This window comes from uncultured Campylobacter sp. (genome assembly GCF_937949835.1).
In the GTDB taxonomy this organism is placed as follows: Bacteria; Campylobacterota; Campylobacteria; order Campylobacterales; family Campylobacteraceae; genus Campylobacter_B.
This window is the reverse complement of record NZ_CALEDC010000152.1, coordinates 1-2,118: the sequence shown is the minus strand read 5'-3', so window position 1 is coordinate 2,118 and position 2,118 is coordinate 1. Positions and strand designations below refer to the sequence as shown.

Annotated in this window: 3 protein-coding genes and 1 pseudogene; 3 read left to right on the top strand and 1 reads right to left on the bottom strand. The window is 49.7% G+C overall.

Going from position 1 to position 2,118, the window contains the following annotated elements; all coding sequences use genetic code 11:
• The 3 genes and pseudogenes from Q0256_RS03315 to Q0256_RS03305 all read left to right on the top strand — a co-directional run.
• Positions 1-719: pseudogene (locus Q0256_RS03315) on the top strand (acetyl-CoA carboxylase biotin carboxylase subunit); the annotation flags it as partial.
• Between the two features lie 8 nt (positions 720-727).
• Entirely contained in the window at positions 728-997 is a 270-nt protein-coding gene (locus tag Q0256_RS03310; RefSeq protein ID WP_297960022.1) for a hypothetical protein, read from the top strand.
• A complete protein-coding gene (locus Q0256_RS03305) occupies positions 990-1,724 on the top strand; it encodes an arginyltransferase (RefSeq protein WP_297960020.1) in 735 nt (244 codons plus the stop codon). Before Q0256_RS03310 ends, Q0256_RS03305 begins: the two co-directional genes overlap by 8 nt.
• Positions 1,725-1,869: 145 nt before the next feature.
• Here Q0256_RS03305 and Q0256_RS03300 read toward each other — a convergent pair.
• A partial coding sequence (locus Q0256_RS03300; RefSeq protein ID WP_297960018.1) for a hypothetical protein occupies positions 1,870-2,118 on the bottom strand: 249 nt, incomplete at its 5' end.

Below are 2,118 nucleotides of genomic sequence, written 5' to 3'. Positions count from 1 at the left end.
TCGAGATCGCGCCGTGCCCCTCGATAAGCGAGCATCTGCGAAAGACGATGGGTACGACTGCAGTCGCTGCGGCAAAAGCGGTGAATTATACCAACGTCGGCACGGTGGAATTTTTGCTCGATGACTACAACAACTTCTATTTTATGGAGATGAATACCCGTATCCAGGTCGAGCACGGCATCACCGAGGAGGTCACGGGCGTTGATCTCGTCGTGCGCCAGATCCGCATCGCAAACGGCGAAATTTTAGAGCTTGAGCAAAGCGACATTAAGCCGCACGGCTACGCGATCGAGGCGCGTATTACCTCCGAAAACGTCTGGAAAAATTTCACCCCGGTTCCCGGCACCGTTAGCGATTATTATCCAGCACTTGGTCCTTCCGTGCGCGTCGATAGCCACATTTACAAAGGTTATAAAATTCCGCCGTTTTACGACTCGCTTTTAGCCAAGCTCATCATCAAAACCACCGACTACGACCTGGCCGTCAATAAGCTAGAGCGCGCGCTGAAGGAGTTTCGCATCGAGGGAGTGCGCACTATCATTCCGTTTTTGCTCAGCATTAGCAAATCGCGCGAATTCCGACTCGGCTTTTTCGACACGAGTTATGTAGAGAAAAATTTAGACAAAATTTTAGAAAACACTATGGACGATATGCAGCCGAATAAAAACGAAGCGATCGCCGCTATCGCTGCTGCGATGCGCAAATCGGCGCGGATTTAGGAAAGAGCATGGATTTTTTAGATAGCCTAAAAGATATAAAAAAGGATATGCTTAAGGACAAGGCGGCAAGCTCCGCGCCCAAAAAGCCTAAAAGGCCCAATCCAAATCGCGACGAGTTTAAAGATATTTTCAGAGATGATGATAGCGGGGGCGGCTTAGACGGCGTCGCAGAGGAATTTGACGTAGCCAAAGAGAGCATCGCCGCACGCGAAAAGCGTCTTAAAGACGAGTTTTTAAAATACGTGGACGCGGCGAATATCAAAAAGCTGAATGACTGAAATTCCATTTTGTACGCTGGATTTTGCCTGCCCCTATCTAGGCGGCAGAGTCGCACGCAGCGAGTATCTCTACATAAAAGACTGCGACTTTGAGTATAATTCAAGCTTAGTGCAGCACGGCTACCGCCGCTTCGGCAGGTATTTTCAAAAGCCCATTTGTGCGGGATGTGTGGAGTGCAAAAGTCTACGCATCGATGCCGCAAATTTTAAGTTTAGCAGATCGCACCGCCGCGTCTATAAAAATAATCGCACGACCGCCTATGTATGGCAATCTCGCCCGCTTTTAAACGATGCGCGTTTGGAGCTTTTCGCGCTTTATCACGACTACATGCATCTAAAAAAGGGCTGGCCTTTGCAAGAGATCGATTTCGAGCGATATGATGAAATTTACGTCCAGGGCCACGGCGACTTCGGCAAAGAAATTTCCTACTACGGCGAGGACGGGCGGCTTATCTGCGTCGATCTCATCGATATCGTGGATGACGGCATCAGCTCGGTGTATTGCTACTACGATCCGTATCTGCCGCATCTAAGTCTGGGTAAATTTTCGCTTTTAAAACAGATCGAGTTTGCCCAAGATCTGGGGCTGCGCTGGATTTATTTGGGCTATGCGGTAAAGCAGTGCCCGAGCCTAGCGTATAAATTTAGCTACGAGCCGTATGAAATTTTAAACTCATACACAGAGCTTGATGCTCCCGCCGTCTGGGAGGGGCGCATAGAGGAGTAGGTTCCGCGTGCGGATGCTCCGGAACAGCCTAGACATAGGCACTGCGTAAATGGTAAGCTTCACGCGTCCGTACAGCGACAGCGCGCAGGAGTCGAGATCATGCCGTCGCATAGAATTCGCTCGCGCGCAGATACGACGCGGTATGTTAAAAGCACGCCTCGGCGTCAAATATCGCGCTAAAATTTCGCGCGCTATGAGTCTTCAAGGCTTTTGAATCGCAGCGAGCGTTAAGATTTACGCTAAAATTTCGCGCCGCTCGGCCTGCAAAAATATCCGCAGCGATGAAATTTAAGGCGATGGAATTTAAAAGGAGGGCAGATGGATTTGCAAATTTTACGGCAGGATCGGCATTTGCATGTTGCAAGACGACAGACGCGGCTTTTGGGCGTACTTG